Annotated in this window: 21 protein-coding genes and 1 pseudogene; 16 read left to right on the top strand and 6 right to left on the bottom strand. The window is 71.2% G+C overall.

What is annotated here, in order from left to right; translation table 11 throughout:
* Nucleotides 1-64 precede the first annotated feature (64 nt).
* From ACF1AG_RS00110 to aroQ, 3 genes are all read left to right on the top strand, one after another.
* Entirely contained in the window at nucleotides 65-1,066 is a 1,002-nt protein-coding gene (locus ACF1AG_RS00110; RefSeq protein WP_359601854.1) for a TerC family protein, read from the top strand.
* Between the two features lie 282 nt (nucleotides 1,067-1,348).
* Entirely contained in the window at nucleotides 1,349-2,449 is a 1,101-nt protein-coding gene (locus ACF1AG_RS00105) for an ionic transporter y4hA (RefSeq protein ID WP_359601853.1), read from the top strand.
* Nucleotides 2,450-2,622: 173 nt separating this feature from the next.
* Nucleotides 2,623-3,096, top strand: coding sequence for a type II 3-dehydroquinate dehydratase (gene aroQ / locus ACF1AG_RS00100; RefSeq protein WP_359601852.1), 474 nt, complete (start codon nucleotides 2,623-2,625; stop codon nucleotides 3,094-3,096).
* An 18-nt stretch (nucleotides 3,097-3,114) separates the two neighbouring features.
* Here aroQ and ACF1AG_RS00095 read toward each other — a convergent pair whose 3' ends face one another.
* The gene (locus ACF1AG_RS00095) at nucleotides 3,115-3,771 is read right to left on the bottom strand and encodes an MBL fold metallo-hydrolase (RefSeq protein WP_359601851.1); all 657 of its coding nucleotides are present in this window, start codon (nucleotides 3,769-3,771) and stop codon (nucleotides 3,115-3,117) included.
* A gap of 39 nt (nucleotides 3,772-3,810) precedes the next feature.
* Nucleotides 3,811-4,500, bottom strand: a complete 690-nt coding sequence (locus ACF1AG_RS00090; protein ID WP_387794762.1) for a maleylpyruvate isomerase family mycothiol-dependent enzyme — start codon at nucleotides 4,498-4,500, stop codon at nucleotides 3,811-3,813.
* A gap of 223 nt (nucleotides 4,501-4,723) precedes the next feature.
* On the opposite strand from ACF1AG_RS00090, the gene uvrA reads away from it, so the two are divergent.
* A complete protein-coding gene (gene uvrA, locus ACF1AG_RS00085) occupies nucleotides 4,724-7,732 on the top strand; it encodes an excinuclease ABC subunit UvrA (protein WP_359601849.1) in 3,009 nt (1,002 codons plus the stop codon).
* A 64-nt stretch (nucleotides 7,733-7,796) separates the two neighbouring features.
* Here the strand turns inward: uvrA and ACF1AG_RS00080 are convergent, their stop codons facing one another.
* Both ACF1AG_RS00080 and ACF1AG_RS00075 read right to left on the bottom strand, forming a co-directional pair.
* A complete protein-coding gene (locus ACF1AG_RS00080; protein WP_359601848.1) occupies nucleotides 7,797-8,717 on the bottom strand; it encodes a carbohydrate kinase in 921 nt (306 codons plus the stop codon).
* Nucleotides 8,714-9,748, bottom strand: a complete 1,035-nt coding sequence (locus tag ACF1AG_RS00075) for a LacI family DNA-binding transcriptional regulator (RefSeq protein WP_359601847.1) — start codon at nucleotides 9,746-9,748, stop codon at nucleotides 8,714-8,716. Before ACF1AG_RS00075 ends, ACF1AG_RS00080 begins: the two co-directional genes overlap by 4 nt.
* 253 nt (nucleotides 9,749-10,001) lie before the next feature.
* Here ACF1AG_RS00075 and ACF1AG_RS00070 point away from each other — a divergent pair, with 253 nt between their 5' ends.
* On the top strand, nucleotides 10,002-10,424 hold the full coding sequence (locus ACF1AG_RS00070; RefSeq protein WP_359601846.1) for a Rieske (2Fe-2S) protein: 423 nt from the start codon (nucleotides 10,002-10,004) through the stop codon (nucleotides 10,422-10,424).
* Nucleotides 10,425-10,462: 38 nt separating this feature from the next.
* On the opposite strand, the gene ACF1AG_RS00065 is transcribed toward ACF1AG_RS00070, so the two are convergent.
* Both ACF1AG_RS00065 and ACF1AG_RS00060 read right to left on the bottom strand, forming a co-directional pair.
* Complete coding sequence (locus ACF1AG_RS00065) at nucleotides 10,463-11,410, bottom strand: hypothetical protein (protein WP_359601845.1); 948 nt, start codon at nucleotides 11,408-11,410, stop codon at nucleotides 10,463-10,465.
* A gap of 253 nt (nucleotides 11,411-11,663) precedes the next feature.
* Complete coding sequence (locus tag ACF1AG_RS00060; RefSeq protein WP_359601844.1) at nucleotides 11,664-11,840, bottom strand: hypothetical protein; 177 nt, start codon at nucleotides 11,838-11,840, stop codon at nucleotides 11,664-11,666.
* 340 nt (nucleotides 11,841-12,180) lie between these two features.
* Here ACF1AG_RS00060 and uvrC point away from each other — a divergent pair, with 340 nt between their 5' ends.
* The 11 genes and pseudogenes from uvrC to ACF1AG_RS00005 all read left to right on the top strand — a co-directional run.
* Nucleotides 12,181-14,292, top strand: a complete 2,112-nt coding sequence (gene uvrC, locus ACF1AG_RS00055) for an excinuclease ABC subunit UvrC (protein WP_359601843.1) — start codon at nucleotides 12,181-12,183, stop codon at nucleotides 14,290-14,292.
* The gene (rapZ, locus tag ACF1AG_RS00050; RefSeq protein ID WP_359601842.1) at nucleotides 14,289-15,272 is read left to right on the top strand and encodes an RNase adapter RapZ; all 984 of its coding nucleotides are present in this window, start codon (nucleotides 14,289-14,291) and stop codon (nucleotides 15,270-15,272) included. The genes uvrC and rapZ overlap by 4 nt, the downstream gene beginning before the upstream one ends.
* Nucleotides 15,269-16,336, top strand: a complete 1,068-nt coding sequence (gene yvcK, locus ACF1AG_RS00045) for a uridine diphosphate-N-acetylglucosamine-binding protein YvcK (RefSeq protein ID WP_359601841.1) — start codon at nucleotides 15,269-15,271, stop codon at nucleotides 16,334-16,336. The genes rapZ and yvcK overlap by 4 nt, the downstream gene beginning before the upstream one ends.
* Nucleotides 16,327-17,316 (top strand): DNA-binding protein WhiA, encoded by a 990-nt coding sequence (gene whiA / locus ACF1AG_RS00040; protein WP_359601840.1) that lies wholly within the window; start codon nucleotides 16,327-16,329, stop codon nucleotides 17,314-17,316. Before yvcK ends, whiA begins: the two co-directional genes overlap by 10 nt.
* A gap of 169 nt (nucleotides 17,317-17,485) precedes the next feature.
* On the top strand, nucleotides 17,486-20,440 hold the full coding sequence (locus ACF1AG_RS00035) for a M14 family zinc carboxypeptidase (RefSeq protein ID WP_391809131.1): 2,955 nt from the start codon (nucleotides 17,486-17,488) through the stop codon (nucleotides 20,438-20,440).
* Nucleotides 20,441-20,665: 225 nt separating this feature from the next.
* Complete coding sequence (gap, locus tag ACF1AG_RS00030) at nucleotides 20,666-21,673, top strand: type I glyceraldehyde-3-phosphate dehydrogenase (RefSeq protein ID WP_006135274.1); 1,008 nt, start codon at nucleotides 20,666-20,668, stop codon at nucleotides 21,671-21,673.
* A gap of 158 nt (nucleotides 21,674-21,831) precedes the next feature.
* Nucleotides 21,832-23,043, top strand: a complete 1,212-nt coding sequence (locus ACF1AG_RS00025; protein WP_359601838.1) for a phosphoglycerate kinase — start codon at nucleotides 21,832-21,834, stop codon at nucleotides 23,041-23,043.
* A gap of 6 nt (nucleotides 23,044-23,049) precedes the next feature.
* Nucleotides 23,050-23,826 carry a triose-phosphate isomerase gene (gene tpiA / locus ACF1AG_RS00020; RefSeq protein ID WP_359601837.1) on the top strand — a complete coding sequence of 259 codons (777 nt, stop codon included), beginning with the start codon at nucleotides 23,050-23,052 and terminating at the stop codon, nucleotides 23,824-23,826.
* Between the two features lie 138 nt (nucleotides 23,827-23,964).
* Nucleotides 23,965-24,201, top strand: a complete 237-nt coding sequence (secG, locus tag ACF1AG_RS00015) for a preprotein translocase subunit SecG (protein WP_161107353.1) — start codon at nucleotides 23,965-23,967, stop codon at nucleotides 24,199-24,201.
* 212 nt (nucleotides 24,202-24,413) lie between these two features.
* A complete protein-coding gene (locus ACF1AG_RS00010; protein ID WP_078066843.1) occupies nucleotides 24,414-24,749 on the top strand; it encodes an RNA polymerase-binding protein RbpA in 336 nt (111 codons plus the stop codon).
* Nucleotides 24,750-24,890: 141 nt separating this feature from the next.
* Nucleotides 24,891-25,273: pseudogene (locus ACF1AG_RS00005) on the top strand (glucose-6-phosphate isomerase); the annotation flags it as partial.

The following is a 25,273-nucleotide window of genomic DNA, read 5'->3' as shown; positions in this document are numbered from 1 at the left end:
GTGGAAGAGACCTCCGGCAGCGACGACGCTGACATTTGCCGTGTTACGTACTGCCGGAGGCGCAGTGGATGTTTCCCTGACCCTGTGGGTCATGACGATCGTGGGCCTGTGCGCCCTGATCGCCGTCGATTTCTTCATCGGCCGCAAACCGCATGACGTGTCCGTCAAGGAGGCGGGGATCTGGACGGTCGTCTGGATCGTCCTGGCCGCGATCTTCGGATTCGGTCTGCTGATCTTCGGAGGCGGCCGGCCGGCGGGCGAGTTCTTCGCCGGCTACATCACCGAGAAGTCGCTGAGCGTCGACAACCTCTTCGTCTTCGTCCTGATCATGGCGAAGTTCGCGGTGCCCTCCAAGTACCAGCAGCGGGTGCTCCTCGTCGGCGTCCTCATCGCCCTGGTGCTGCGCGCGATATTCATCGCCGCGGGCGCGGCCATCATCGCCAGCTTCTCCTGGGTGTTCTACATCTTCGGCGCCTTCCTGATCTGGACCGCCTGGAAGCTCATCCAGGAGGCCCGGGCCGACCAGGAGGACGAGGAGTTCGAGGAGAACAAGCTCCTCAAGGCGGCAGAGCGCCGCTTCGGCGTGGCCGACCGCTACCACGGGACCAAGCTGTGGATCCAGCAGAACGGCAAGCGGGTCATGACCCCGATGCTCGTCGTGATGCTCGCCATCGGCACCACTGACGTCCTGTTCGCGCTGGACTCGATCCCCGCGATCTTCGGCCTGACCCAGGACCCGTACATCGTGTTCACGGCGAACGCGTTCGCGCTGATGGGTCTGCGGCAGCTGTACTTCCTCATCGGCGGACTGCTGCGGAAGCTGGTCCACCTGTCCTACGGCCTGTCGATCATCCTCGGCTTCATCGGCGTGAAGCTGGTACTGCACGCGCTGCACGAATCCGGGGTGCACGTCCCCGAGATCAGCATCCCGGTCTCCCTGGGCGTGATCTGCTCGGTGCTGATCGTCACCACGATCACCAGCCTCCGCGCCTCCCGCAAGCAGGCGCAGGCCGAGGCGGCCGCCGGGCCGGCCGAGACCCCGGCGAAGACCGACATCGACGTCTGACCCCGTCGACACCAGGAACACGGGCACCGGGAGCGGGGGAGGCGCGACGCCGCCCCGCTCCCGGACTCGCACGTTCCACTGCGCCGCCCCTGGGCGGCGCCCATCGCAACCGACCAGTACAAGGAGGGCATGCGTGACCATGATGACCCCGAGACGATCAGGATCGCGGAGCGGAAGGGGTCGCCGCTCGGCGGTGACAGCAGTTCCGACGCCCTCCACGGTCGCCCGGTGGTCGACAGTCCTTGAGGTGCGGCATTCCCTCGTGCCGGGGACGATCGCCGCATGATGGACCGGATCAAGTCCCTCGCAGGCCGCTGGACACATGCCGTTCCGGTGCTCGCGGTCGTCCTCCTCGCCCTGACCTGGGGCAGGGACCTCCCAGGCGGCATCGTCGCCGTGGTGACCCTGGTCCTCGCGGGGGCGGTGCTCGCGGCCGTGCACCACGCGGAGGTGGTCGCCCACCGGGTCGGTGAGCCGTTCGGCTCCCTGGTGCTGGCGGTCGCCGTCACGGTCATCGAGGTCGCGCTGATCGTGACCCTGATGCTCGACGGCGGGGACAAGAGCGCGACCCTCGCGCGGGACACCGTGTTCGCCGCCGTCATGATCACATGCAACGGCATCCTCGGGCTCAGTCTGCTCGTCGGCTCGCTGCGCCACAAGACGGCCGTGTTCAACTCCGAAGGCACCGGCGCCGCCCTGGCCACCGTGGCCACGCTGGCCGTGCTGAGCCTCGTGCTCCCGACGTTCACCACGAGCAAGACGGGCCCGGAGTTCTCCACCGTCCAGCTCACCTTCGCCGCGGTCGCCTCACTGACCCTCTACGGGTTGTTCGTCGCGACCCAGACGGTGAGACACCGCGACTACTTCCTCCCGGTCGTGAAGCAGGGGGAAGTGCCCTCCCCCGACCAGCACGCCGAGGCGCCCTCCACGCGTACCGCGCTGATCAGCCTCGGACTGCTGCTCCTCGCCCTGATCGGCGTCGTCGGCCTGGCCAAAGGCGTCTCGCCGACCATCGAGTCCGGGGTGGAGGCGGCCGGCCTCGGCCACGGCGTGGTCGGTGTGATCATCGCCCTGCTGGTGCTGCTGCCGGAGACCATCGCCGCGGTGCGCGCGGCGCGCCGCAACCACGTGCAGACCAGCATGAACCTGGCACTGGGCTCGGCGATGGCCAGCATCGGCCTGACCATCCCGGCCGTCGCGGTGGCCTCGCTCTGGCTGCCGGGCGCGCTCGTCCTCGGCCTCAGCAACACCCACATGGTGCTGCTCGCCCTCACCGTGGTGGTCGGCGCCCTGACCGTGGTCCCGGGCCGGGCCACACCGCTCCAGGGAGGTGTACACCTGGTGCTGCTCGCCGCCTACCTGGAACTGACGATCAACCCCTGACCGACGAGACCTCCGGGGCCGCCCGCGCGTCCGGGCGGCCCCGGGGCGTTCCCGCCGCGAGCGGGCGTCAGATCCGGGGCGCCGTCCCGTACGAGCCCCCGACGCGACGTGATACACCGGGGCGACCAGCGGTTCCGGGTGAGGGACCGCACCCTCGACGGACCGGAGGAAACGTGCCCCGCAACCTGGCCGACGCCCCGATCATGATCCTCAACGGGCCCAACCTGAATCTTCTCGGGCAGCGGCAGCCGGAGATCTACGGGCGTGACACGCTGGCCGACGTCGAGGCGATGTGCGCCCGCGCCGCCGCCGCGCACAACGGCACGGTGGACCTCCGCCAGTCCAACCACGAGGGCGAGCTGGTCGACTGGATCCACGAGGCGCGGCTCGAGCACTGCGGCATCGTCATCAACCCGGGCGCCTACTCGCACACCTCCGTCGCGATCCTGGACGCCCTCAACGCCTGCGACGGCATGCCCGTGATGGAGGTGCACATCTCCAACATCCATCGGCGGGAGAGTTTCCGGCACCACTCCTACGTTTCCCTGCGCGCCGACGGCGTCATCGCGGGGTGCGGCGTCCAGGGGTACGTGTTCGCGGTGGAGCGGATCGCGGCGCTGGCCGGACCGGGCGTGGCCGAGGCGTGACGCGGGCCCGCCGCCCGCTCACCAGCCGCGGTCGCGCCACTTCGGCAGGTGGGGACGTTCGGCGCCGAGCGTGGTGTCGTTGCCGTGGCCCGGGTAGACCCAGGCCTCGTCCGGAAGGACGTCGAAGATCTTGGTCTCGACGTCGTGCAGCAGGCTGGCGAACGCCTCCGGGTCCTTGTGGGTGTTGCCCACACCGCCCGGGAACAGACAGTCCCCGGTGAACACATGGGGATGCCCGTGGGGGTCGTCGTAGACGAGGGCGATCGAACCGGGGGTGTGGCCGACCAGCCGGCGGGCGGTGAGCTCGACCTGGCCTACGCGGATCACGTCGCCGTCGTCCACGAGAACGTCCGTCTCCACCGGGATGCCCTCGGCGTCGTAACGGCCCGCGTAGGTGCGGGCGCCGGTGGCGGCCACGACCTCCGCGAGCGCCTGCCAGTGGTCGCCGTGCCGGTGGGTGGTGACGACGGACGCGATGCCGTCGTCACCGATCATGCCCAGCAGCGTCCCGGCCTCGTTCGCCGCGTCGATCAGCAGCTGCTCGTCGGTGGCCCGGCAGCGCAGCAGGTACGCGTTGTTCTCCATGGGGCCGACCGCGACCTTGGTGATCATCAGGTCCTTGAGTTCGTGCACGTCGGCCGGCCCGCCGACCGTCACCCGCCCGCTGTACGTCATGAGCGTCAGCCTAACGCCGGAACCGGCGCCGGACAGTGCTCACAGGGGCGGGAGCTTCGGGAGGTCGCCGCCCTTCACCGTCAGGGCTGCGCCGTCCCGGCGTCCGGCGAGCCAGCCGAGCAGATCGGCGGGCGTCCCCTCCACCGTGACCGCGCCGCCGTCCGACCCGCCGCCGGTGGTCCAGGTGCGGCCGTCGGTGCAGGACAGGGTGGTGGCGGGCACGTCCGCGTGACCGCTGAACCGGGCGGCGAGGAAGCCGATCTCCCGCTCCGTGAAGGCGGCCGGCAGGTCCTCCAGCTCGTAGCCGATGCCCAGGTCGACGTGGTGCAGCTCCACCTCGATCCAGCGCCGGAAGGGCACCCGCTCGGCGCGGTCGGTGACGCCGTTGCGCAGCTCGACGGTGCGTGACCAGTCCGCCGGGACCGCGGCCGCCGCGCGGAGACGCTCCGCGCTCTCCCGCACGTCCGCGAGCTGTTCGTCCAGGGGGCGCGCGGCGCCCGCCTCGATGTCGGCGTCCCGAGCCTCGGCGGAGACGTACATGGGGCGGTCCTCGAAGACGTTCACCAGCGCATCCGCGTTGCGGGCCAGGTGGGTCAGCACATGACCGCGGGTCCAGCCGGGCAGGCGTGACGACTGGGTCACAGCCGCGTTGTCCAGTGCGCCGACCGCATGGAGCAGCCGCTCGGTCGCGGCCTGTACAGACGCCAGGTCATCAGCGTGATCAATCATGTCGCCGACCTTAGCCGCGTCACACCTTCGGGTGAAGGAGGTGAACCGGACGGTGAAATCGAATGCACGTGCTATAAGGTCGGGTGCGGCGTCGGGCATGCTGGAGAGCCGGGGTTTGTTGACTATCCGTGAATCCGAACCGGCGTTGTCAGTGGCTCCCCCTAGTCTGAAGAAGACGGGGGCCCGCCCCTGTCACTTCCCTTCAAGAAAGGTGCGGACCGGCGTGGCCGACCGTCTCATCGTCCGTGGAGCGCGCGAGCACAACCTCAAGAACGTCTCGCTCGACCTCCCGCGCGACTCGCTCATCGTCTTCACGGGCCTGTCGGGGTCGGGCAAGTCCTCGCTGGCCTTCGACACCATCTTCGCCGAGGGGCAGCGGCGGTACGTCGAGTCGCTCTCCTCCTACGCCCGGCAGTTCCTCGGTCAGATGGACAAGCCGGACGTCGACTTCATCGAGGGCCTCTCCCCGGCGGTCTCCATCGACCAGAAGTCCACCTCGCGCAACCCGCGCTCCACGGTCGGCACCATCACCGAGGTCTACGACTACCTGCGCCTGCTCTTCGCGCGCATCGGCAAGCCGCACTGTCCCGAGTGCGGCCGGCCCATCTCCCGCCAGTCGCCGCAGGCCATCGTCGACAGGGTTCTGGAGCTGCCCGAGGGCAGCCGCTTCCAGGTGCTCTCCCCGCTGGTGCGCGAGCGCAAGGGCGAGTTCGTCGACCTCTTCTCCGACCTCCAGACCAAGGGCTACTCCCGCGCGCGGGTGGACGGCGAGACCGTCCAGCTGTCCAGCCCGCCCACGCTGAAGAAGCAGGAGAAGCACACCATCGAGGTGGTCGTGGACCGCCTCACGGTCAAGGACGGCGCCAAGCGCCGGCTCACCGACTCCGTGGAGACCGCCCTCGGCCTGTCCGGCGGCATGGTCGTGCTCGACTTCGTCGACCTCCCCGAGGACGACCCCGAGCGCGAGCGCATGTACTCCGAGCACCTCTACTGCCCGTACGACGACCTGTCGTTCGAGGAGCTGGAGCCCCGCTCGTTCTCCTTCAACTCGCCCTTCGGCGCCTGCCCCGAGTGCACCGGCATCGGCACGCGCATGGAGGTCGACCCCGAGCTGATCGTCCCCGACCCGGACAAGAGCCTCGACGAGGGCGCCATCCACCCGTGGTCGCACGGCCACACCAAGGACTACTTCGACCGCCTGATCGGCGCCCTGGCGGACGCGCTGGGCTTCCGCACGGACATCCCGTGGGCCGGCCTGCCGCAGCGCGCCAAGAAGGCCCTGCTCCACGGCCACAAGACCCAGGTCGAGGTCCGCTACCGCAACCGCTACGGGCGCGAGCGGCGCTACACCACGGCCTTCGAGGGCGCGGTGCCGTTCGTCAAGCGGCGGCACAGCGAGGCCGAGAGCGACGCCAGCCGCGAGCGCTTCGAGGGCTACATGCGCGAGGTGCCCTGCCCCTCCTGCCAGGGCACGCGCCTCAAGCCGGTCGTCCTCGCCGTCACGGTCATGGGCAAGTCCATCGCCGAGGTCTCCGGGATGTCCATCAGCGACTGCGCGGACTTCCTGGGCGAGCTGAAGCTGACCGCCCGTGACAAGAAGATCGCCGAGCGGGTCCTCAAGGAGGTCAACGAACGCCTGCGGTTCCTGGTCGACGTCGGCCTGGACTACCTCTCGCTGAACCGGGCGGCGGGCACCCTGTCCGGCGGCGAGGCCCAGCGCATCCGCCTGGCCACCCAGATCGGCTCCGGCCTCGTCGGCGTGCTCTACGTGCTCGACGAGCCGTCCATCGGCCTGCACCAGCGCGACAACCACCGGCTGATCGAGACCCTGGTCCGACTGCGCGACATGGGCAACACGCTCATCGTCGTGGAGCACGACGAGGACACCATCAAGGTCGCCGACTGGATCGTCGACATCGGCCCCGGCGCCGGCGAGCACGGTGGCAACGTCGTGCACAGCGGCTCCCTCAAGGAGCTGCTCGCCAACGCCGAGTCGCAGACCGGCCAGTACCTGTCGGGCAGGAAGGCGATCCCGCTGCCCGACCTGCGGCGCCCGCACGACCCGTCGCGCCGCATCACGGTGCGCGGCGCCCGGGAGAACAATCTGCGGGACATCGACGTGTCCTTCCCGCTGGGCGTCTTCACCGCGGTCACCGGCGTGTCCGGCTCCGGCAAGTCCACGCTGGTCAACGACATCCTGTACACGCACCTCGCCCGCGAGCTGAACGGCGCGCGCACCGTGCCCGGCCGGCACACGCGCGTCGAGGGCGACGACCTCGTCGACAAGGTCGTCCACGTCGACCAGTCGCCCATCGGCCGCACCCCGCGGTCCAACCCGGCGACGTACACGGGCGTCTTCGACCACGTCCGCAGGCTGTTCGCGGAGACCACGGAGGCGAAGGTCCGCGGCTACATGCCGGGCCGCTTCTCCTTCAACGTCAAGGGCGGCCGCTGCGAGAACTGCTCGGGCGACGGCACCATCAAGATCGAGATGAACTTCCTGCCCGACGTCTACGTCCCCTGCGAGGTCTGCCACGGCGCCCGCTACAACCGGGAGACGCTGGAGGTCCACTACAAGGGCAAGTCCATCGCCGACGTGCTGAACATGCCGATCGAAGAGGCCATGCACTTCTTCGAGGCGGTCCCGGCGATCTCCCGTCACCTGCGGACGCTCAACGACGTCGGCCTCGGCTACGTCCGGCTCGGCCAGTCCGCGACCACCCTGTCCGGCGGCGAGGCGCAGCGCGTCAAGCTCGCCAGCGAGCTGCAGAAGCGCTCCACCGGCCGCACGGTCTACGTCCTCGACGAGCCGACGACCGGTCTGCACTTCGAGGACATCAGCAAGCTGCTGACGGTCCTGTCCGGCCTGGTGGACAAGGGCAACACGGTGATCGTCATCGAGCACAACCTCGATGTGATCAAGACGGCCGACTGGGTCGTCGACATGGGCCCCGAGGGCGGCTCCGGCGGCGGCCTCGTCGTCGCGGAGGGCACACCCGAGCAGGTCGCCGGCGTGCCGGCCAGCCACACCGGCAAGTTCCTGCGGGAGATCCTGGGCGCGGAGCGGATCAGCGACGCCCAGCAGGTCCGCGCCCCGCGCAAGGCGGCGAAGAAGACGGTCGCCGCCCGGTCGACGGCGAAGAAGTCCACGACCAAGACGGTCGGGGCCACCGCCAAGAAGACGGCCGGCAAGACCGCCGCGAGGAAGACGACACGGGGCACCAAGGCCTGACCCGCTCGCCGTTCGCACGTGTGCCGTGCCGCCGGGACGCTCCCCGCGGCACGGCACGTGCGTGTCAGACGGCCTTATGGGCCCCCAGCTCACGGGCGTACGGAGGCTCCGCACCTGCGCGCGAGCAGGTGATCGCCGCCGCGCGCGCCGCGAACCGGAGCAGGCCCGCCCAGCCGTCGGCGCCGAGCCCGGCCACGCCTTCGTGGCTGAGCGCGTCACGCTCGGCCAGCCCGTGCAGCAGGGCCGCGTTCACCGTGTCGCCCGCTCCGATGGTGTCCACCACCTCCACCCGCTCACCCGGCACCGCGTACTCGCCGCCGTCCCGGGTGTACGCCGTCAGCCCGTCCCCGCCCCTGGTCACCACGACCGCCGCGGGACCCGCCGCCAGCCACTCCCGCGGGGATCCGCCGAGCCACTCGGCGTCCTCCGCGGACAGCTTCAGCAGCGACACCGACGGCAGCCAGCTCCGGAACCGGGCCCGGTAGGCGTCGGCGTCCGGGATGAGCCCCGCCCGGATGTTGGGGTCGAGCGCCGTGAACACGCCCTGCGCGGACGCCTCACGCATCAGCGCCTCGTACGCGCTCGCGCCCGGCTCCAGCACGAGGGAACAGGTCCCGAAGGACACCGCCCGGGTGCCGGCGGGCAGCGCCTCGGGCTCGCCGAACAGCCGGTCCGCCGTGCCTTCCACGTAGAACGAGTAGGCCGCCGAGCCGTCGGCGCCGACCGTGGCGACGGCGAGCGTCGTCGGCTCGTCACCGCGCTGCACGGACGCCACGTCCACGCCGGTCTCCCTGAGCCGCTCCAGCAGCGCGTCACCGAACGCGTCCCGCGACACGCGCGAGCAGAAGGCGGTGGGGGAGCCGAGGCGGCCCAGCGCCACCGCCGTGTTGAAGGGACCGCCGCCGAGCGCGGGCGTCAGCGCGGCGAGCGCGCCCGCGCCCTGCGGTACCAGGTCGATCAGTGCCTCACCGGCGACGACGATCACGAGGGGTTCCTTTCTTCCGGGCAGCCGCACGAGGTGCGGTGCACGAAGGTGCACGGGAGGCGTTCGGTGCGGGCCGGCCGGTCCGGGCCGGCGACACGGTCCAGCAGCATGCGGACGGCCCGCGCGCCGATGTCCCGGCTCGGCTGGGACACGGCGGTGAGCCGGGGCGAGAACAGGTCGGCCCAGGCGAAGTCGTCGAAGCAGCACAGGGCGACGTCCCCGGGCACGGACAGACCGTGGGCCTGCAGGGCGCGCAGGGCGCCGATGGTCATGGCGTTGTTGGCGGTGACCAGCGCGGTGGGGCGGGAACCGAGGCGCAGCAGCCCGGCCGTGGCGCGCTCGGCCCCCGAGACCTCCGAGTCGCCGTGCACCAGGATCCGCTCGTCGAACGGCAGTCCCGAGGCCGCCAGCCCGAGGCGGTAACCGGTGATCCGCTCCGTGGTCGTGCTGAGCCCGGGCAGCCCGGCCACCAGGCCGATGCGGCGGTGGCCCAGTCCCGCGAGATGGGTGACCAGGCCGGCGGTCGGCTCGGTGCTCTCGGCGCAGACCTGGTCGAAGAGAGGCGGGCCGTCGTCGCTGGGCGGGCCGACCAGCCGGTCCAGGAACACGGCAGGAACCCGGTGCCGCCTCAGGTAGGCCAGGAGTTCGCCGGGCTCGGGGGAGGGCGCCAGGATCATGCCCTCCACCCGGCGCTCGTGGAGCAGCTGTACGACCATGCGCTCGTGCGCCGGGTCGTCGTGCGGGTCGGCGATGAGGAGGCCGTACCCGTGCTCCAGGGCGGCCGCCTCCACGCCTTGGAGGATCTCCGTGAAGTACGGGTTGCTGATCGCGGACACCGCGAGCCCGATCGACCGGGTGCGGGCCGTGACCAGCGAGCGGGCCAGGGTGTTGGGGGTGTAACCGAGCTCCTCCACGGCGTCCAGGACGGCCTGGCGGGTGTGGGGGAGGACGGGGCGGGTGCCGTTCAGCACGTGCGAGACGGTCGCGATGGAGACCCCGGCGCTGCGCGCCACGTCCGCCATGGTGGCCATCGTCGTGGGCTCTCCTTCGTGCGGGGTGCCGGCCGGCTGCCGACCGCCGGGTGCCCGGTGCCGGACGGCCGGGATGCAGGATGCTCGGTGCCGAGTCGGCTCGGGTGGGGACGGTATCGCATGCGAGTGGGGGTCGTAAACGCTTGCGTAAGCGTTTACGCGAGCGTTTACCACCCGCGTCCAGCCACCCCGCTCACCCCCGGTATCGTCCCGGTGAACACTCGTCCACCGCGTACCGACCGTGGGAGCCCACATGTCCGCCCGACCCGCCGCGACCCGCCGGACCGTCCTGCGAGGCGCCGCCCTGACACCCGTCGCAGGGCTGGGACTCACCGCGTGCGGGGGCGGCGACGACAACAGGTCCGCCGCCCTGGCGGGGCCCGTCGAGCTGGGCCCGCAGAGCGAGGTGGCGGCGGGGAGCGCGAAGCTGTACCGGGACCACAACGTGGTGGTCAGCCGGGGCGAGGACGGTTCCTTCACTGCGTACAACACCGTGTGCACGCACGCGGGGTGCCCCATCAACAAGCTGGACGGGACCCGACTGGTCTGTCCGTGTCACGGCAGCGAGTTCGACGTCACCACCGGGAAGGTGCTGCGGGAGCCGGCCGTGGCGCCCCTGAAGCCGCTGGCCGTCGAGGTGAAAAACGGCACCCTGGTCGCCAGGCCCCAGGACTGACTCCCGGGCGGGGAGGCGTCACCCGGGGCCGGCCGGGATCACTCCCAGTCCCAGGTGATCCCGACGTAACCGGCCCGCAGGCGTGGTTCCACCAGGTGCACCGAGCGGTGCCGGGCGCTGAGGGGCAGCTCCTGGCGTCCCCCGCGCGGGGCCGCCGCCGAGTGCTGGGTGAAACGGTGGCACCGCACCGGAAGCGCGGCGGTGTCGAAGCAGACCTGGAGTGCGTACTGGCCGCCGGGGGAGTCGGCGCCCCGTACGTACTCGCGGCAGACGTCTGCCGTGCCGTCCTCCACGGTGTACCGGAAGAGGAAGGTGTCGCCGGCGCGCAGCCGGATGTCGAAGAGCAGCTCGGCGGCGAGGACGCCGGTGTCGTGGTGCCGGCGTATGCGGCCGATGCGGCAGTTCTCCAGGGCGCGGACGTACATGCGCTCCGGGTCGGCGCCCGGGTCGCCGTGGTGGACGGCGATGTAGCGGTCGACGCCGTCGCGGTGGGCGCGCACGATGTGGTGGGACTCGCGTTCCGCCAGTTCCCGGCGGGTGCCGATGCGGACGCGCTCGTGATGGCCCAGGGTGTGCAGCCCGCCGTCGCGCGGGGCGCCGAACCCGGCCAGGAGCTTGTCCAGGACGCCCGAGGCCTCGACGAGGGAGCGGTAGGTGCGGCCGGCGGAGCCGCGGTCCCCGGCCCGGTCGTCCGTCTCGGCGAGCAGACGGATCAGCGACTCCTCCGGCAGCTGCAGGATCTCCTCCAGCGCGCGGACGGCGCGCAGCGACTCCGGGCGCTGCGGGCGGCGGGCGCCCTGCTGCCAGTAGCTCAGACTGGTGACTCCCACCTTCACGCCGTGACGCGACAAGTGGTGCTGCACCCGCTGCAACGGCAGGCCCCGCGCGGCGATGGCGGCGCGCAGGGCGACGTGGAACGGGCCGCCGCGCAGGGCCGAGTCCAGTTCTGCGGTGACGGCGTCCGCGTGCTGTGTGGCGTGCGGCATGCAGGGGCCTTTCTGTGAATGTCACAACGGCTGGTCAGACCGTTCGCACGGAGCACCCCGGGAGCCCGCCCCCGTCGGCACGGCGCGGTCTTCACATGCGTACGCCGTCGTTCAGCGCCCCGAGTTCCCCCGCATTGAAGCGTGTTGACCAAGTCCCGACAACCGTCTGGCGGCAAGAGCGGCACACGCGAGGGGGCCGTACCGGCCGTGCGGCCGGTACGGCCCCCTCAGGTGTGTACGTCTTCGTCCGGGATCAGGCCCCGTCGGCACGGTTCCCGCCGCGGAGCCGCGAGTCCGCGGCCCGGAGGCGCTTCGCGCGCACGATGTCGGGGTCGCGCGGGTCGAGGGACTCGGGGAAGGCAGCCGTCTCGTCCGAGTACCGGCGGTACCGGGCCGGCCGTCGTGTTTTCTCGATCCGCGTCTGGCGCATACGACCTCCCGACTCGCAGCCACGTGAGTGACCGCTGTCACGACCGCCTCGGACCACCGGCAGGAGAGCCGGTGCGGACCGCCGGGCGGACCGCTGCTGCGGTCCGTCCGCCGGCTTCGGTGATCGCCCGAGGCACGGACCCCCCACATTCCCGCTTACCGGCCGCCGTAACCCATCCGGCCCGCATCAGCCCCGGCAGACCTGCCGACCTGGCCCCGCGGACCCCTGTCGCGAGGCTCGCGGTGCCTCTCCCCGCCCCCTCCCGGCCACGCCGTGCGCCCGGCTCTCGCGCTCCCCCGGCCCCGCCGTGGTGTCGGTGTCCGCCAGTAGGGTGTGTTGCATGGCCGACCCCTCCAGCTACCGCCCCAGACCGGGTGAGATCCCCGACTCGCCGGGGGTCTACCGGTTCCGTGACGAGCACCGCCGGGTGATCTACGTCGGGAAGGCGAAAAGCCTGCGCCAGCGCCTGGCGAACTACTTCCAGGACCTGGCCGGGCTGCACCCGCGCACCCGCTCGATGGTCACCACGGCCGCGTCCGTGGAGTGGACGGTGGTGTCGACCGAGGTCGAGGCGCTGCAGCTGGAGTACTCCTGGATCAAGGAGTTCGACCCCCGGTTCAACGTCAAGTACCGCGACGACAAGAGCTACCCGTACCTCGCGGTGACGATGAACGAGGAGTACCCGCGCGTGCAGGTGATGCGCGGTCACAAGAAGAAGGGCGTGCGGTACTTCGGTCCGTACGCGCACGCCTGGGCGATCCGCGACACCGTGGACCTGATGCTGCGCGTCTTCCCGGTGCGCACCTGCTCCGCGGGCGTGTTCAAGAACGCCGCCCGTACCGGCCGCCCCTGCCTGCTCGGATACATCGGCAAGTGCTCGGCGCCCTGCGTGGAGCGGATCTCCGCCGAGGACCACCGGGAGCTGGCCGGGGAGTTCTGCGACTTCATGGCCGGGCGCACCGGCACCTATCTGCGCCGTCTGGAGAGGCAGATGGCGGAGGCGGCCGAGGAGATGGAGTACGAGCGGGCCGCGCGCCTGCGCGACGACATCGGCGCGCTGAAGAGGGCCATGGAGAAGAACGCGGTGGTGCTGGCGGACGCCACCGACGCCGACCTGATCGCGGTCGCCGAGGACGAGCTGGAGGCGGCCGTCCAGATCTTCCACGTGCGCGGCGGGCGCGTGCGCGGCCAGCGCGGCTGGGTCACGGACAAGGTCGAGGAGATCACCACCGGCGCCCTGGTCGAGCACGCCCTGCAGCAGCTCTACGGCGAGGAGACCGGCGACGCCGTGCCGCGCGAGGTGCTCGTCCCCGCCCTGCCGGACCCGGTGGAGCCGGTGCAGGAGTGGCTGACCGGCCGGCGCGGGTCGAACGTCTCCCTGCGCGTGCCGCAGCGCGGCGACAAGAAGGCGCTGATGGAGACCGTCGAGCGCAACGCCCAGCAGGCGCTCGTGCTGCACAAGACCAAGCGCGCCTCCGACCTCACCACGCGTTCGCGCGCCCTGGAGGAGATCAGCGACGCCCTGGGCCTGGACAGCGCCCCGCTGCGGATCGAGTGCTACGACATCTCGCACCTGCAGGGCGACGACGTGGTGGCCTCCATGGTCGTCTTCGAGGACGGGCTGGCCCGCAAGAGCGAGTACCGCCGCTTCCAGATCAAGGGCTTCGCCGGCCAGGACGACGTGCGGTCCATGCACGAGGTGATCACCCGCCGCTTCCGCCGCTACCTGGCGGAGAAGGAGCGTACGGGGGAGTGGACCGACGGAGAGGAGCCGGGCGCCGAGCCCGGTGCGCAGGCGGACCCCGGGACGGCCTCCGCGGGCCTCGCCGAGCCGCCCGCGAGCACCCTCACCGAGGACGACGGCCGCCCCAAGCGGTTCGCCTATCCGCCGCAGCTCGTCGTGGTGGACGGCGGCGCGCCGCAGGTCGCGGCGGCCCGCCGGGCACTGGACGAGCTGGGCATCGACGACATCGCGGTGTGCGGCCTCGCCAAGCGGCTGGAGGAGGTGTGGCTGCCCGGTGACGACGACCCGGTGGTGCTGCCCCGTACGAGCGAGGGCCTGTACCTGCTGCAGCGCATCAGGGACGAGGCGCACCGCTTCGCGATCACCTACCAGCGCACCAAGCGCGCCAAGCGCTTCCGCTCCAGCCCTCTGGACGACGTCCCCGGTCTCGGCGAGACCCGGAAGCAGGCACTGCTCAAGCACTTCGGTTCGTTGAAGCGGCTGCGGTCGGCGACAATCGAGCAGATCTGTGACGTTCCGGGCATAGGCCGTAAGACGGCCGAGGCGATCGTCGCGGCGCTCGCCCAGGCGGTACCCGGCGGTCCCGCCGTGAACACGGCCACGGGCGAGATCATGGATGACACGGAAGAACCCGGGCAGCAGACGGGTTCTCCGGGGGAGCCCGTGTCCACGGGCGCCCCGGACGAACGACGGGGGCAGGAGCGATGACCGAGCACGAGACAGGGCCCGGGGACCGGGCGGCACAGCAGGCGGACGGGGCCGGCGCCCGGCAGGACAACGGAGCACAGGTGAAGACGGGCAAGGACAACGGCGGGGTGCCCGAGGCGGGCATCCCCGAGCTGGTGATCATTTCCGGGATGTCCGGGGCGGGCCGGTCGACGGCCGCGAAGTGCCTGGAGGACCTCGGCTGGTTCGTCGTCGACAACCTGCCGCCCGCGCTGATCACCACCATGGTGGAACTGGGCGCGCGCTCCCAGGGGAACGTGGCGCGGATCGCGGTCGTCGTCGACGTCCGCGGCCGGCGCTTCTTCGACAATCTGCGCGAGTCCCTCGCCGACCTCGACGCGCGCGGGGTCACCCGTCGCACGGTCTTTCTGGAGTCCTCCGACGACGCCCTGGTGCGCCGCTTCGAGTCGGTGCGCCGCCCGCACCCCCTCCAGGGCGACGGCCGGATCGTCGACGGCATCGCCGCCGAGCGGGAGCTGCTGCGCGAGCTGCGCGGCGACGCCGACCTCGTCATCGACACCTCCGGGCTCAACGTCCACGAGCTTCGCGCCAAGATGCACGCGCAGTTCGCCGGCGAGGAGGAGCCCGAGCTGCGGGCCACCGTGATGTCCTTCGGCTTCAAGTACGGTCTGCCGGTCGACGCCGACCTCGTCGTGGACATGCGGTTCCTGCCCAACCCGCACTGGATCCCGGAGCTGCGCCCCTACACCGGCCTCAACGAGGAGGTGGCGTCGTACGTCTTCAACCAGCCCGGCGCCAAGGAGTTCCTCGACCGGTACGCCGAGCTGCTGCGCATGGTCGCTGCGGGCTACCGCCGTGAGGGCAAGCGCTACGTGACCATCGCGGTCGGCTGCACGGGCGGCAAGCACCGCTCGGTCGCCATGTCGGAGAAGCTCGCCGCCCGGCTCGCCGCCGAGGGCGTGGAGACGGTGGTCGTCCACCGGGACATGGGACGGGAATGACACGGCGTACTCCGCGGCTGAGCCGGCTGCGCAGGGCGGTCCCCGAGGGCCGCGCCGACCGGCCGGCCGAGACGCGCGGCGCGCGCCCGCGCCGCAGAGGCGCCCAGCCGAAGGTCGTCGCCCTCGGCGGCGGCATGGGCTTGTCCGCGTCGCTCGCCGCTCTCCGCCGGATCACCGGCGACCTCACGGCCGTGGTCACCGTCGCCGACGACGGCGGCTCCAGCGGCCGCCTGCGCGACGAGCTGGGCGTGCTGCCCCCCGGCGACCTGCGCAAAGCGCTGGCGGCGCTGTGCGGGGACGACGACTGGGGGCAGACCTGGGCGCGCGTCATCCAGCACCGCTTCCAGTCCCGGGGCGACCTGCACGAGCACGCGGTCGGCAACCTGCTGATCGTCGCCCTGTGGGAGCAGCTCGGCGACCACGTCCAGGCGCTGGATCTGGTGGGCCGGCTGCTCGGCGCGCACGGCCGGGTGCTGCCCATGTCCGCCGTGCCGCTGGAGCTCCAGGCGCTGGTCAGAGGGCACGACCCGGAGCGCCCCGACGACATCGACACCGTGCGCGGCCAGGCCACCGTCGCCCTCACCCCCGGTGAGGTGCAGTCGGTGCACCTCGTGCCGAACGACCCGCCGGCCGTGCCCGAGGCGGTCGCGGCGGTGCTGGACGCCGACTGGGTGGTGCTGGGACCCGGCTCCTGGTTCTCCTCGGTGATCCCGCACCTGCTGGTCCCGGAGCTGCTGGACGCCCTCGTCGAGACGAAGGCCCGGCGGGTACTCTCGCTGAACCTCGCTCCGCAACCCGGAGAAACCGAGGGCTTCTCCCCGCAGCGTCATTTGGAGGTTTTGGGGCGACACGCCCCTAAACTCGCCCTGGACGTGGTGCTGGCCGACGAGGCCGCCGTGCCCGACCGCGACTTGCTGACCGATGCCGCCAAGCGGTTCGGCGCCGCGGTCGAGCTGGCCCCCGTGGCCCGGCCCGACGGAAGCCCCCGGCACGACCCGGAGCTGTTGGCCGCCGCGTACGACCGTATTTTTCGGATGCATGGAAGGATCGGCCCATGGCGATGACGGCAGCGGTGAAGGACGAGATCAGCCGGCTCCCCGTCACCCGTACCTGCTGCAGGAAGGCGGAGGTCTCCGCCATTCTGCGGTTCGCCGGCGGCCTCCACCTGGTCAGCGGGCGCATCGTGATCGAGGCGGAGCTGGACACCGCGATGGCCGCCCGGCGGCTCAAGCGGGACATCCTGGAGATCTTCGGCCACAGCTCCGAACTGATCGTGATGGCGCCGGGCGGACTGCGCCGGGGCTCTCGCTACGTGGTGCGCGTGGTCGCGGGCGGTGACCAGCTCGCCCGTCAGACCGGCCTGGTGGACGGGCGGGGCCGCCCGATCCGCGGCCTGCCCCCGCAGGTGGTCTCGGGGGCCACCTGTGACGCCGAGGCGGCCTGGCGGGGCGCCTTCCTCGCGCACGGCTCCCTCACCGAGCCCGGCCGCTCCTCCTCCCTGGAGGTGACCTGCCCCGGTCCCGAGGCCGCGCTCGCCCTGGTCGGCGCCGCCCGCCGGCTGCACATCGCCGCCAAGGCGCGTGAGGTGCGCGGCGTGGACCGCGTGGTCGTCCGGGACGGCGACGCGATCGGCGCGCTGCTCACCCGGCTCGGCGCGCACGAGTCGGTGCTGGCCTGGGAGGAGCGCCGGATGCGCCGAGAGGTGCGGGCCACGGCGAACCGGCTGGCCAACTTCGACGACGCCAACCTGCGCCGTTCCGCCCGCGCGGCGGTCGCGGCGGGTGCCAGGGTCCAGCGGGCCCTGGAGATCCTCGCGGACGACGTTCCCGAGCACCTCGCCGCCGCCGGCAGGCTGCGCATGGAGCACAAGCAGGCCTCCCTGGAGGAGCTGGGCGCGCTCGCCGACCCGCCGCTCACCAAGGACGCGGTGGCCGGGCGCATCCGCCGGCTGCTGGCCATGGCGGACAAGCGCGCCCAGGACCTCGGGATCCCAGGCACGGAGGCCAACCTCGGCGAGGAACTGGACGACAAGATCGGCGTCTGACCCGGACGGGTGACCGTCTCCTGACGGACGATCAACACACCGGCGCCGCCGCCCGCTTGGGTGAACGGCGCCGGTTCCGTGTGTCGTGGCGGCGCCCTTGACTCGATCATGTTGTGTCATGAGCCTGGCATCTGTTCGCTGTCGTGGCGGACCTCTTTCAGGGGGGCTCATGAGACGAAGAGCGAGATCGATCCTCGCTGTCGGCACGCTCCTGCTCGGCGGAGCCGGCTTCGCACCCGTCGCCCAGGCACAGCCCGCACCGCCCTCGTCCGGTGACCCCGGCGAGGTCAAGGTCTACCGCGCCGACGTCACACGGCAGCAGGTACCCCTGCTGCTGGCGGCGGGGCAGGACGGTCATGAACTCGGCGAACGGGTGCCCGAACGGGGCACGGCCGCCGTCGAGGTGTACCTCACCGAGGGACAGGCCCGGAAGCTGGAGAAGCAGGGCGTCGGCCTCACCGAGCACACGCTGCCCGCGCGGGTGGAGAAGCGCGTGGCGGACGCGGCCGAGGGCGTGTTCCGGCCGTACAGCGGCAAGGGCGGCCTCAGGGAGGAGATCCTGCGCACCGCGCAGCGCAATCCCTCCCTCACCAAGGTCGTCTCCATCGGGAAGACCGTGCAGGGCAAGGACATCCTCGCCCTGAAGCTCAGCAAGCAGGCCCGCACGAAGAAGGACGGCTCCAGGCCGGCCGTTCTCTACATGGCCAACCAGCACGCCCGTGAGTGGATCACGCCGGAGATGACCCGCCGGCTGATGCACCACTACCTGGACCGCTACCGGACCGACAGGCGGATCAAGAGGATCGTCGACACCACCGAGCTGTGGTTCGTCCTCTCCGCCAACCCCGACGGCTACGACCACACGTTCGCCGACGACGCCAACCGTCTGTGGCGCAAGAACCTGCGGGACGTCAACGGCGACGGGAGGATCGGCTCCGGCGACGGCGTCGACCTCAACCGGAACTTCCCCTACAAGTGGGGCTACGACGACGAAGGTTCCTCGCCCAGCCCGTCGAGCCAGACGTACCGGGGCGCCTCCCCGGGCTCCGAGCCCGAGACCAAGGCGATCGACGCCTTCCAGAAGCGCGTCGGCTTCACCTACGGCATCAACTACCACTCCGCGGCCGAGCTGCTCCTCTACGGCGTCGGCTGGCAGGTGGCCACGCCGACCCCCGACGACGTGCTGTACGAGGCGCTCGCGGGCACGCCGGACGACTCGGCGATCCCCGGCTACCATCCGCAGCTCTCCTCCGAGCTGTACACCACCAACGGCGAGGCGGACGGGCACGCGGCCAACGTCAACGGCATGGCGATGTTCACCCCGGAGATGTCGACCTGCCAGACCGCCTCGGCGTACGACCCCGACGACGCCTGGGAGCCCGGCGACTGCCGCTCGATCTTCACCTTCCCGGACGACGAGAAGCTGATCCAGCAGGAGTTCTCCAAGAACGTCCCGTTCGCGCTGTCCGTCGCCGAGTCCGCCGCGCACCCCGACCGGCCGTCCTCCGCGGCCGGCCTGGAGGCCGCGGACTTCACCCCGGCGGCCTTCACGACGTCCTACGCGCGCGGTGAGGACCAGGAGGTCTCCGTCGTGGCCCGCAAGTCGGTGCGCGACAAGGAGCTGCGGTACCGGGTGAACGGCGGACGCACGCACAGCGCGGACCTCAACGCCTGGCGGGGCGGCGAGCGCTACGGCGGCGAGGACGACCTCTACTTCGACGAGTACCGTGCGAAGGTCCGGCACGCCGGGCCCGGCGACCGGGTCGAGGTCTGGTTCACCGGCAAGGCCCGGGCCGCCGAGAAGGCGTCCAGCAAGCCGTTCACGTACACCGTGGCGCAGCGGCCCCGCGCGGACGTCCTCGTCGTGTCCGAGGAGGGCGCGAAGGCCGCTACCACGAAGACGTACGTCGACGCGCTGCGGGCGAACGGGCGCAGCGCCGTCGTCTGGGACGTGGCCGAGAAGGGCGCGCCGGACGCGCTCGGCGTGCTGAGCCACTTCCGCACCGTCGTCCACCACACCGGGGCCGCTGTCCCGGGCGTCCCCACCCAGCTCCAGCTGCGGGCCTACCTGAACGAAGGCGGCCGGCTGATCGAGGCGGGCGAGCAGGCAGGCGGCAGCGTGGACCTCGGAGACGGAGTCCTGTCCGACGACTTCAGCCAGTACTACCTGGGCGCCTACTCCCGCACCGCCACCTCCGGCGCCACCGCGTTCACGGGCGCCGGGCGCCTCGCCGGCAGCGGCGGGCCGCTGGACGACGCGCCCGGGAACCCGCTCGACCGGCCCGGCAGCTTCGCCCTCACCTCGGACGAGCTGCCGCCCGCCGCGTACCCGCAGTTCACGAGCGCCGGCGCCGGGTCGTTCACCGGCACGGTCAACCCGTACGGGCCCTACGCGGGCTCCTCCATGGCGGCCGCCGTGCACACCGACGACGGCTACAAGCGCCTCACCCGCACCGTCGACCTCACCGGTGTCACCGCCGCCGAGCGGCCCACGCTGCGCACCCGCCTGCTGTGGGACACCGAGCCCGGGTACGACAACGTGATCGTCGAGGCGCGGACCGCCGGCGGCGACGACTGGACGACCCTGCCCGAGGCGGGCGGCGCGACCCGCGCCACCGTGCCCGCCGAGTGCGCGGCCGGGTTCTACATCGCCGGGCACCCCTGGCTGGAGCACTACCTGACGCTCGGCGCCGACGGCTGCACCGCCACCGGCACCACCGGCGCGTGGAACGCCCTCACCGGGTCCTCCGGCGGCTGGCAGCAGGTGGAGTTCGACCTGAGCGCCTACGCGGGCCGGACGGCCGAGGTGTCGGTCGCCTACGTCACCGACCCGGGCAGCGGCGGCCGGGGCGTCCTCGCCGACGAGGCCTCCCTGGTCGTGGGCGGGACGGTCACCGCGACCGAGGGCTTCGAGGAGTCCCTGGGCGCCTGGTCGGTCTCCGGGCCGCCTCCGGGCAGTCCGGCCGTCCTGAAGGACTGGACCCGCACCGGCGAGCTGTTCCGGACCTACGCTGCGGTCACCACCAGGGACACCGTGCTGCTGGGATTCGGCCTGGAACACCTCACCTCGGCGGCCGACCGGGCGGCCCTGCTGAGGAAGGCGCTGGCCGCGGTCAGAGGGTGACATCCGCGTCCGTCGAAGCGGACACGCACGGCGAAAACGGGTGACCGAAGACCGTCGCCCTGGGGCGGTCCGTACCCTACTGGCGGGTACGGACCGCACTGCCGGGTATGGGACAACTCGATGTCACGGCCAGGGCCCCGGAGAGGTAGGGTCGACAGTGGTCGGGGACATCCCAAATACAGCTCGCCGGCGTCAGAGCCGGCGTACCAACGAGGAGATCGGTTCGTGACGATCCGCGTAGGCATCAACGGGTTTGGCCGCATCGGTCGGAACTACTTCCGCGCGCTCCTGGAGCAGGGCGCCGACATCGAGATCGTGGCCGTCAACGACCTGGGCGACACGGCGACCACCGCGCACCTGCTGAAGTACGACACCATCCTGGGCCGTCTGAAGCAGGAGGTCTCGCACACCGAGGACACCATCACCGTCGGCGACAAGACGATCAAGGTCCTCTCCGAGCGCAACCCCGCCGACATCCCGTGGGGCGAGCTGGGCGTCGACATCGTCATCGAGTCCACCGGCATCTTCACCAAGAAGGAAGACGCCGAGAAGCACATCACCGGCGGCGCCAAGAAGGTCGTCATCTCGGCCCCGGCGAAGGGCGAGGACATCACCCTCGTCATGGGCGTGAACCACGAGCAGTACGACGCGGCGAACCACCACGTCATCTCCAACGCCTCCTGCACCACCAACTGTGTGGCGCCGATGGCGAAGGTCCTCGACGAGAACTTCGGCATCGTCAAGGGCCTGATGACGACGGTCCACGCGTACACGAACGACCAGCGCATCCTGGACTTCCCGCACAAGGACCTGCGCCGCGCCCGTGCCGCCGCCGAGAACATCATCCCCACCACCACGGGCGCCGCGAAGGCCACCGCCCTGGTGCTGCCGCAGCTCAAGGGCAAGCTGGACGGCATGGCCATGCGCGTCCCGGTCCCCACCGGCTCCGTCACGGACCTGGTGGTCGAGCTCTCCCGCGAGGTCACCAAGGAAGAGGTCAACGCCGCCTTCCAGAAGGCCGCCGAGGGCGAGCTGAAGGGCTACCTGGAGTACACGGAGGACGCGATCGTCTCCTCCGACATCGTCAACGCCCCGGCGTCCTGCACCTTCGACTCCTCCCTGACCATGGTCCAGGAGGGCAAGAACGTGAAGGTCATCGGCTGGTACGACAACGAGTGGGGCTACAGCAACCGCCTCGTCGACCTGACGGTCTTCATCGGCAACCAGCTCTGATCGCGGAGCGGACGGCCTGATATGAGTGCAGGGCTCGGACGGTGCGACGACGCGCCGTCCGAGCCCTGACGCACGTATCGGAACGGTCGCCCTCTTTCGATCACGAGCGATCACGAGCGAACAGGTCGCTGAACACGTTGCTCTAGCAGGGAGCCCTCATGAAGACGATCGACGAACTCCTCTCCGAAGGGGTCGCGGGCAAGCGGGTCTTCGTCCGCGCCGACCTCAACGTGCCGCTGGACGGCACCACCATCACCGACGACGGCCGCATCCGCGCCGTGGTGCCCACCGTCAAGGCGCTCGCCGGCGCGGGCGCCCGGGTGGTCGTCGCCTCACACCTGGGCCGCCCCAAGGGCGCCCCGGACCCCGCCTTCTCGCTCGCCCCGGCCGCCACGCGCCTCGGTGAACTCCTCGGCACCGACGTCGCGTTCGCCACCGACACGGTCGGAGAGTCCGCCTCCTCGACCGTCGCCGGCCTCGCCGACGGCCAGGTCGCCGTCGTCGAGAACCTGCGCTTCAACGCGGGCGAGACCAGCAAGGACGACGCCGAGCGCGGCGCCTTCGCCGACCGGCTCGCCGCCCTCGCCGACGTCTACGTCGGCGACGGCTTCGGCGCGGTGCACCGCAAGCACGCCTCGGTCTTCGACCTCCCGGCCCGCCTGCCGCACTACGCCGGGTACCTCATCGCCACCGAGGTCGGTGTGCTGAAGAAGCTCACCGACGACGTCAAGCGGCCCTACGTGGTCGCCCTCGGCGGCGCCAAGGTCTCCGACAAGCTGGCCGTCATCGACCAGCTGCTCGGCAAGGCCGACCGCATCCTCATCGGCGGCGGCATGGCGTACACCTTCCTCAAGGCCCAGGGCCACGAGGTCGGCGCCTCGCTGCTCCAGGAGGACCAGATCCCGGCCGTCCAGGAGTACCTGGAGCGCGCCGAGAAGAGCGGCGTCGAGCTGGTGCTGCCGGTCGACACCCTGGTCGCCGACGAGTTCCCCGACATGAAGGCCAAGGCGCCGGGCAACCCCGAGACCGTCGCCGCGGACGCCATGCCGGCCGGGAAGATGGGCCTGGACATCGGCCCGGAGACCCGCAAGCTCTACGCCTCGAAGCTCGCCGACGCCGCCACCGTCTTCTGGAACGGCCCCATGGGCGTCTTCGAGCACCCCGACTACGCCGAGGGCACCAAGGCGGTCGCCCAGGCCCTGCTCGACTCCCCGGGCTTCACCGTGGTCGGCGGCGGGGACTCCGCCGCCGCGGTCCGTACCCTGGGCTTCGACGAGCAGGCATTCGGCCACATCTCGACCGGCGGCGGCGCCTCCCTCGAATACCTCGAGGGCAAGACGCTCCCCGGCCTCGCAGCACTGGAGGACTGACCCTCAATGACCACCCGTACGCCGCTGATGGCGGGCAACTGGAAGATGAACCTCAACCACCTCGAGGCCATCGCCCACGTCCAGAAGCTCGCCTTCGCCCTGGCCGACAAGGACTACGAGGCCGTCGAGGTCGCCGTCCTGCCGCCGTTCACCGACCTGCGCTCCGTGCAGACCCTGGTCGACGGCGACAAGCTGAAGATCAAGTACGGCGCCCAGGACATCTCGGCCCATGACGGCGGCGCCTACACCGGCGAGATCTCCGGCCCCATGCTGGCCAAGCTGAAGTGCACCTACGTCGCGGTCGGCCACTCCGAGCGCCGGCAGTACCACGCCGAGACCGACGAGGTCGTCAACACCAAGGTCAAGGCCGCCTTCAAGCACGGCATCACCCCCATCCTGTGCGTCGGCGAGGAGCTGGAGGTCCGCGAGGCGGGCAACCACGTCGCCCACACCCTCGCCCAGGTCGAGGGCGGCCTGAAGGACGTCCCGGCCGAGCAGGCCGAGTCCGTCGTGATCGCCTACGAGCCCGTGTGGGCCATCGGCACCGGCAAGGTCTGCGGCGCCGAGGACGCGCAGGAGGTCTGCGGGGCGATCCGCGGCAAGCTCGCCGAGCTGTACTCCCAGGAGCTGGCCGACAAGGTCCGCATCCAGTACGGCGGCTCCGTGAAGTCCGGCAACGTCGCCGAGATCATGGCGCAGGCCGACATCGACGGCGCCCTGGTCGGCGGCGCCTCGCTGGACGCCGACGAGTTCGTCAAGATCATCCGCTTCCGCGACCAGTGACCGGCCGGGGTGCGCCCGCCCGCGGGCGCACCCCGGAGCGGGAGTAGGCCACAGGGCCGATCCGTCGTACTCTTGCGGGGTCCAGTCCCGTGCTGGGCCCCGTGTCGTCCATCCGTTTCCGAGGAAGTTGGTCCAGCCGTGGTTCTGGGGTTCTCCATCGCCCTGATCGTCTTCAGCCTGCTGCTGATGCTGCTGGTGCTGATGCACAAGGGGAAGGGCGGCGGCCTCTCCGACATGTTCGGTGGTGGCATGCAGTCGTCCGTCGGCGGCTCCTCGGTCGCCGAGCGCAACCTCGACCGGATCACGGTCGTGATCGGTCTGCTCTGGTTCGCGTGCATCGTGGTGCTCGGCGTCACGATGAAGATGAACAACTGACCCACGCGGCGCGATCCGCCCGCATTCCCCACGTAACGCCCCATGTTCGGTACGCGCCGCTGAGCGCGGCCTATCATGGGGCTTGCGTCTGGATGCGGAGACAGGTAACTCCTATCACTGGACGCGCGTTGGGCCTTACGTAGACTGAGGCGCTCGCAGCGAAGCGGTACGCCGACTCGCTTCGCGGCACCATTACGCAGGGAGTTACGACCGTGGCAAGTGGCAACGCGATCCGGGGAAGCCGGGTCGGGGCGGGGCCGATGGGCGAGGCCGAGCGCGGCGAGTCCGCGCCGCGGCTGCGCGTCTCCTTCTGGTGCTCCAACGGGCACGAGACACAGCCGAGCTTCGCGAGCGACGCGCAGGTGCCGGACACCTGGGACTGCCCACGCTGCGGCTTCCCGGCCGGGCAGGACCGCGACAACCCGCCGGACCCGCCGCGCACCGAGCCCTACAAGACGCACCTCGCGTACGTGCGCGAGCGGCGCAGCGACGCGGACGGCGAGGCGATCCTCGCCGAGGCGCTCGCCAAGCTGCGGGGCGAGATCTAGGACCCGGCAGGCCTCGGGCGCCTCCGCCTGCCGCACGGCCGGTTCGCTCTCCGGACCCTTCCGTCCTCCCCACGACTGATCAATTAGGTTGATGGCAGTCGGCACAGCGGGGACATCCAAGGAAGAAGGCTGAAGTCCGAGATGAACGCAGACGGCCGTAGCAGGCTCAACCAGACGCCCGAGTGGACCGCACTGGCCAAGCACCGTGAGGAGCTCGGCGAGGTGCGGCTGCGCGAGCTTTTCGAGGCCGACCCGGACCGCGGCACCGGCTACACCCTCCGGGTCGGTGACCTGTACGTCGACTACTCCAAGCATCTGGTCACCGACGAGACGCTGCGGCTGCTGCGGGAACTGGCCGCGGCCACGGACGTGTTCGGTCTGCGGGACGCGATGTTCCGCGGGGAGCGGATCAACACCACCGAGGACCGCGCGGTGCTGCACACCGCGCTGCGGGCGCCCCGGGACGCGGTGGTCGAGGTCGACGGGGAGAACGTCGTCCCGGCCGTGCACGCGGTGCTGGACCG

The organism is Streptomyces sp. NPDC014764 (assembly GCF_043082785.1).
GTDB classification, from domain to species: Bacteria; Actinomycetota; Actinomycetes; order Streptomycetales; family Streptomycetaceae; genus Streptomyces; species Streptomyces althioticus.
The sequence above is the reverse complement of the archived record's forward strand: the minus strand, read 5'-3'. Positions and strand labels throughout refer to the sequence as shown.